Here is a 6,700-nt window from a genome sequence, read left to right as displayed (position 1 = left end):
AAACCCCTGCTCACCCCTAACCCTCCCCCTGACAGGAGGAGGGAACCTTGCGCAGCGCTGTTTTAATTTCGGCTACTCATCATTTCCTTTAACCCATTAAATTCCCATGAGAACGATTTTCCAAACAAACTTTGCCCTTCGTTAAACTTGTTTACTCTCACGCAGTCAGAATCGTTTCTGTTGTTCGACTGTTTCCTTTCTTCAACGGTCGTCTCACAAAATCAAGCATTCGCATTACAGCCCGGAATGGCTTCCGGACAGGATGAACGGATGCCTCCTAAGGGATTACATTCATGAGCAAAAAAGAAGGCAGCCAATTGGCTGGCGTCATCACAAATCATCACAACGAGCTGCTGGCAGGGTGGCTGGACAGCATGCTGAAACGGATGGTCCGGCGTGATCCCGGCGCTGAAGCGGAGATGCGCCAGCAGTCGGCGCGCTTTCTTCCCTTGCTGGCAAAATCCATCGAGAATGACAGCACCGCCAATATCGAGTCAGGCGCATGGGAAGAAACCCGCGCATTGCTGACAGAGATTTCCCAGTCGCGGGCGCGGCAGGGCTTCTCGCCGATCGAGACCGCGAACTTTGTTTTTTCGCTGAAAACGCCCCTATTCACTTATCTGCGCACGGCACTGGCCGATGATCCGCAGGCCCTGGCGACGGAGACGGCGAAGACAAGCATGCTGTTCGATGACCTTGGCCTTTACACCATCGATGTCTTCCAGAAAAGCCGCGAACAGGTCATCCTGCGCCAGCAGCAGGAACTGCTCGAACTGTCCACGCCGGTCGTCCAGCTCTGGAAGAACGTGCTGGCCCTTCCGCTGATCGGCACGCTCGACAGCGCGCGCACCCAGGTCGTCATGGAGAACCTGCTGCAGAAGATCGTCGATACCGGCGCATTGATTGCCATCATCGACATCACCGGCGTGCCGACCGTCGATACGCTGGTCGCGCAGCACCTGCTGAAGACGATCGCCGCGGCGCGCCTGATGGGAGCGGACTGCATCATCAGCGGCATCCGGCCGCAGATCGCGCAAACCATCGTTCACCTCGGCGTCAATCTGGAGGATGTGATCACCAAGGCAACCCTGGCCGACGCCTTTGTCGTGGCATTGCGTCGCACCGGTTCCAACATCACTTACGAGAAGCACCCGGATTAAGGCGTTTATGGACCATATTCCCATCCTCAAAATGGGCAGTCTGCTGCTGGTCACCATCCAGGTGGACATGCATGACCGGCTTGCGATGACCTTGCAGGACGACCTGACCGAACGCATCGTGAAGGACCGGGCAACCGGCGTGCTGATCGACATCTCCGCGCTGGATATCGTCGACTCCTTCATCGGGCGGATGATCAGCAATACGGCGTCGATGGCGAAGATCCTCGATGCGCGTACCGTGCTGGTCGGCATGCAGCCCGCCGTGGCCATCACGCTGGTGGAGCTTGGGCTGACGCTCGACGGCGTCATCACGGCGCTGAACGTGGACCACGGCATCGAACTGCTCAAGCGGCCGGGCAAGGCAGGCAATCGCCTGCTCTCATTCTGATGCCGGATCCGGCAGTATCAATGTTGCGAGAAACCGATTCGATCAATAAAACCGTGGACGATACGATCGTTATGCCGCTCCGCAGTGACGAAGACGTCGTGCGCCTCCGCAAGACGGTGCGCGAGTCGCTGGTGTCGGCCGGATTCAGCCTGATTGAACAGACCAAGATGATCACGGCCGCAAGCGAGCTCGCACGCAATACCGTCACCTACGGCGGCGGCGGCGAATCGCATGTCGTCAAGATGATGCAGGGCGGCAAGCGCGGCGTGCGCCTCATTTTCATCGATCACGGCCCCGGCATCGCCGATGTCGGCCTTGCACTCACCGACGGATACACCACCGGCGGCGGCATGGGACTCGGCCTGAGCGGCGCCAAACGGCTTGCCGACGAGTTCGACCTGCAAACCGAGGTCGGCAAGGGCACGACCGTCACCATCACGAAATGGAAACTGTTTTGAGCAACGGGCACCATCAAATCATGTTGCATATCGGCGAGCCGAGCGAAGTTTCGGCGGCACGCCGTGCCGGCAACGACCTCGCCCGAACCTTCGGTTTCAACGAAACCCTGGCCGGCCGCGTTGCGCTCGTCATCACCGAGGCCGCAACCAACATCATCAAGCATGCGAAAGAGGGGAAAATCCTCTTGCGGCCGGTATTCGATCACGCCGCCTCCGGCTCCGTCGGCATTGAGATACTTGCCATCGATTCCGGACCGGGGATGAGCAACCTCGCTGCCAACATGCAGGACGGCAATTCAAGTGTCGGCACCTATGGCGTGGGACTCGGCACGATACGCCGCCAGTCGGACGAGTTCGATGTCCTTACCGCGCCGGGCATGGGTACCGCGCTGTACATGCTGGTCTGGAACGATCCCGGCGTCGATCATTCCCTGCGGCGCAAGGTCGGCGCGGTCTGCCTGCCGCTGCAGGGTGAAGAGGAATGCGGTGACGCCTGGACCGTGGTGGAAACGCCGAACGGGTTGGCCATATTGGTTGCCGACGGCCTCGGGCACGGCCCCGAGGCGGCGAAGGCGTCACGCGCGGCGGTTGCAGCGGTTGCCGATCATCCGGAACTCGCGCCCGCGCACCTGATGCACGCGCTTCACGATGCCTTGCGGGGCACGCGCGGCGCGGCGGCTGCGATCGCCCACCTGGATTTCAGGAGCAGGGAGCTGCGTTTCACCGGCGTCGGAAATATCGCCGCCGCCGTGCACGACGGAGATGCCCGCCGTCACCTTGTGTCGCACAATGGCATCGTCGGCAACAACATGCGCAAGGCGCAGGAATTTTCCTTCGGATGGTCTGACAACTCCGTGCTGGTCATGCATTCCGACGGCATCGGCACCCGGTGGGATCTGAAAAACTATCCCGGCCTGGTGTCCCGGCATCCCAGCGTGATCGCGGCTGTTCTTTACCGTGATTTCGCGCGCGCCAGGGACGATGCGACCGTGCTGGTCGTTCGCGAACATTAAGCCATGCAACGATGACAGTCCGTATTCTTACCGTCGGTATCAAGGCCGAGATGGACGTGGTGGCATCCCGCCAGCGCGCCCGGCAGATTGCTTCCCTGTGCGGATTTCCCGCGCAGGACCAGGCGCGCATCGCGACCGCGGTGTCCGAGCTGGCCCGCAATGTCTACAACTACACGTCAGGCGGCAGGGTCGAGTTTTCGATCGAAGGCGATACCGCGCCCCAGGTGCTGTTGATTCGCATCGAAGACAAGGGGCCCGGCATCAAGGACCTCGACCTGATCCTGTCCGGCCGCTATCAATCCACGACCGGCATGGGCTTCGGCATCGCCGGTGCGCGGCGCCTGGTGGACCAGTGCGACATCGACACCGGAGCAGGGAAGGGGACCTGCATCGTCCTCAAGAAACTGCTCCCAAGGGACGCACCGGTTCTCGCCTCCCTGCAGATCGGGGAGATCGGTGCGCGCCTGGCGGCGCTGCCGTCCAACGTTACCCTTTCCGAAGTGCAGGAGCAGAACAGGGAGTTGCTCGTCACGCTCGCCGAACTGAAGGCGCGCCAGGAGGAGCTGCTGCAACTCACCCGCGAACTGGAAGACACCAACCGGGGCGTGGTCGCGCTCTATGCCGAACTGGACGAAAAAGCTGACCACCTGCGGCGCGCGGACGAGATGAAATCGCGCTTCCTGTCGAACATGAGCCATGAATTCCGCACGCCGCTGAGTTCCATCCGCGCGCTCTCCAAGCTGCTCCTCAGCCGGGCGGACGGCGATCTCACCGCGGAACAGGAAAAGCAGGTCAGTTTCATTCTCAAGGGAGCGGAGTCGCTTGCCGAACTGGTGAACGACCTGCTGGACCTGGCAAAAATCGAGGCGGGCAAGGTCGACGTGCGTCCGGTCAGTTTCGAGATCGGCGACATGTTCAGCGCGTTGCGCGGCATGTTGCGCCCGCTGCTGGTGACCGAGTCGGTGTCGCTCGTATTCGAGGTGGCGCCGGACACCGGCGTCCTGTTCACCGACGAAGCCAAGGTGTCTCAGATCCTGCGCAACTTCATTTCCAATGCGCTGAAATTCACTGAAGCCGGGGTCGTCAGGGTGGCGGCGGAACGCCTGCCCGACCAGGAGTCGATCCGGATTTCGGTATCGGACACGGGGCTGGGCATCGCAGCCGAAAACCAGCAGCTCATCTTCGAGGAATTCAGCCAGGTGGAGAATCGCCTGCAGAACCGGATCAAGGGCACCGGCCTCGGATTGCCGCTTTGCCGCAATCTGGCCCGGCTGCTCGGCGGCGACGTCGGCGTGGAAAGCGTTCCGGGCGAAGGCTCGACATTCTGGGTCGTTCTGCCTGCGCGCTATGCGGGCCCAGGCGCGGATGCGGTCCCCGAGGCCGCGGAGCCGCAACCCGCCATCGATCCGGCGAAGATTCCGGTCCTGGTCGTCGAGGATCATCAGCAGACCCGGATGCTGTACGAGAAATATCTCGACGGCACCGAATTCTGTGTCGTTCCCGCACGCAATCTGCGCGAAGCGGAAGCGTCGTGGATTGCCCGGCAGCCGGCCGCGGTCGTATTGGATATCATGCTGGCCGGTACGGATTCCTGGCGCTGGCTGGCCGAAACAAAAAATGACGACCGGCGCAAGAATGTGCCTATCATCGTGGCTACCGAGGTTGATGACCGTCGCAAGGGTTTTTCCCTGGGTGCGGATGCGTATTTCATCAAACCCGTGATCCATGACGAACTGATCGAGACGCTGCGCAAGGTCACGGGACCGGCGCAGTGATAAATTGACAAGAGAAGAATGTATTCCAGCGGGCGAACCCGACGCGAACCTTGCGCACGACGACGGTGCGCAGCCGCGCCAAGAACGTAATGATGACAACCACTCCCAGCGATTCCCTGATATTGAATGTCGACGACAGCGAGGGCGCGCGCTATGCGAAATCGCGCACGCTCACGCGCGCAGGCTTCAGGGTCATCGAGGCGGCGAGCGGCGGTGAGGCCCTGGAACGCGCGGAAAACGATTTGCCCGACCTGGTCTTGCTCGACGTCAAATTGCCGGACATAAACGGCTTCGAAGTGTGCCGGCGTCTCAAGGAAAACGCGAAAACCCAACCCATCCTCGTCCTCCAGACGTCCGCATCCTATATCGGCGTCTCCGACAAGATACGCGCGCTGGAGGGCGGTGCGGACAACTACCTGTTCGAGCCGATCGAGCCGGAAGAACTGGTGGCGAACGTCAGGGCGCTGTTGCGGCTGGGCCGGGTCGAGCGCGAACTGCGCGAAGTCGACCGGCGCAAGGACATCTTCCTCGCCACCCTCGCGCACGAATTGCGCAATCCGCTGGGCCCCATCCGCAATTCGGTGGAAATGCTGCAGCGTCTCGATCCCTATGTGCCGCAGGTGCAGGAGAACGCGCGCCAGACCATCATCCGGCAAACCAATCACCTCGTTCGCCTGGTGGATGACCTGCTCGACGTGGCCCGTATCACGCAGGGCAAAATCGTCCTGCGCGAAGAGCCGGTCGAACTCAAGACCTTCATCGACGCGGCCATCGAAACCACGAAGCCCATCCTCCAGTCGCTGCGCCATGTCCTGACGCTGGACCTTCCTTCCAAGGCGGCATGGATCAATGGCGATGCCGTCAGGCTGGCGCAGGTGGTCGGCAACCTGCTGCACAACGCCGCCAAGTTCACGCCGCCCGGTGGCAGTCTCAACCTTACCGCGGCCCGGGAAAACGACGGCATCCGCATTTCGGTGACCGACAACGGCATCGGCATCGAAGCCGAAGACGCCAGTTCGATCTTCGAACTCTTCACGCAGGCCGGACACGCGCCGGACCGGGTGCAGGATGGCCTGGGCATCGGCCTGTCGCTGGTGAAAGCCATCGTCGAACTGCATCGCGGATCGGTCACGATGACGAGTCCCGGTCCGGGTCTGGGAAGTACGTTCAATCTATGGCTGCCGCTGCTCCCGGATGCCGCGGTCGAACAGGACGTGGCGGCAACGAAGGAAGTGAAAAACGCTGGTCGCCGCGTGATGATCGTTGATGACAATCAGGATGCCGCCAACATCCTCGGCGCATTGGTCGAGCATGAGGGACATACCGTCCAGATCCGGTACAACGGCGTCGATGCGATCGCCTGCGCCAGCACCTTCCTGCCCGAAGCGGTATTTCTCGATATCGGCCTGCCCGACATGCCGGGCTATGACGTCGCGGTGGCCCTCAGGCGGCTCCAGGGCATGGAAAACGCCACCCTGATCGCGCTCACCGGGTACGGGCAGGACAAGGACCGCCTCCGTACCGCGGAAGCCGGCTTCAACCGTCATGTGGTGAAACCGATCGATTTCTCGACGCTGTCGGAAATGCTTCGCAGCGCCTGATGTGCAAGCTCCCGCGGCTGGCGTCACTCCGGAATACCTCAGCTGGTGAAGGAGGGGTATGCGCAGATGGAAGAGTTTGCGAAACAGACTGGGGTGAAGAAAGGGGCGCAATAGGTGTTGCGATATTCTGCCGGATGGGATGGGTTGGGCTTCGGATTCTCTCCGGTGATGCAACTCTTTGGTCTCTTCGAAGAGACTAGCCGGGACTGGCCCCGGCTGGCCACCTACTTTTTTGCCTCGCCAAAAAAGAAGGCAAAAAAGGCGACCCCCAGTCGACGCCCCTACGGGGATCCCAAAAGGGCAGG

Annotated in this window: 6 protein-coding genes; all 6 read left to right on the top strand. The window is 61.3% G+C overall.

Annotated elements, in window-relative coordinates:
* Window positions 1-293: 293 nt before the first annotated feature.
* The 6 genes from V7080_RS22160 (at window position 294) to V7080_RS22135 (ending at window position 6,395) form a co-directional block, all read left to right on the top strand.
* On the top strand, window positions 294-1,160 hold the full coding sequence (locus tag V7080_RS22160; RefSeq protein ID WP_334190556.1) for an STAS domain-containing protein: 867 nt from the start codon (window positions 294-296) through the stop codon (window positions 1,158-1,160).
* A gap of 7 nt (window positions 1,161-1,167) precedes the next feature.
* On the top strand, window positions 1,168-1,548 hold the full coding sequence (locus V7080_RS22155) for an STAS domain-containing protein (protein ID WP_334190555.1): 381 nt from the start codon (window positions 1,168-1,170) through the stop codon (window positions 1,546-1,548).
* A gap of 20 nt (window positions 1,549-1,568) precedes the next feature.
* Window positions 1,569-2,006 carry an ATP-binding protein gene (locus V7080_RS22150; RefSeq protein WP_334190554.1) on the top strand — a complete coding sequence of 146 codons (438 nt, stop codon included), beginning with the start codon at window positions 1,569-1,571 and terminating at the stop codon, window positions 2,004-2,006.
* Window positions 2,007-2,026: 20 nt separating this feature from the next.
* Window positions 2,027-3,019: an ATP-binding SpoIIE family protein phosphatase gene (locus V7080_RS22145; RefSeq protein WP_334190553.1), complete on the top strand. Its 993-nt coding sequence runs from the start codon at window positions 2,027-2,029 to the stop codon at window positions 3,017-3,019.
* A gap of 11 nt (window positions 3,020-3,030) precedes the next feature.
* Entirely contained in the window at window positions 3,031-4,794 is a 1,764-nt protein-coding gene (locus V7080_RS22140) for an ATP-binding protein (RefSeq protein ID WP_334190552.1), read from the top strand.
* Between the two features lie 92 nt (window positions 4,795-4,886).
* A complete protein-coding gene (locus V7080_RS22135) occupies window positions 4,887-6,395 on the top strand; it encodes an ATP-binding response regulator (protein ID WP_334190551.1) in 1,509 nt (502 codons plus the stop codon).
* Window positions 6,396-6,700 lie beyond the last annotated feature (305 nt).

Origin of the sequence: Noviherbaspirillum sp. (assembly GCF_036846085.1) — a bacterium.
Taxonomy (GTDB): Bacteria; Pseudomonadota; Gammaproteobacteria; order Burkholderiales; family Burkholderiaceae_D; genus Noviherbaspirillum.
Note: the sequence above shows the minus strand (reverse complement) of the source record. Positions and strands in the feature narration are given on the sequence as shown.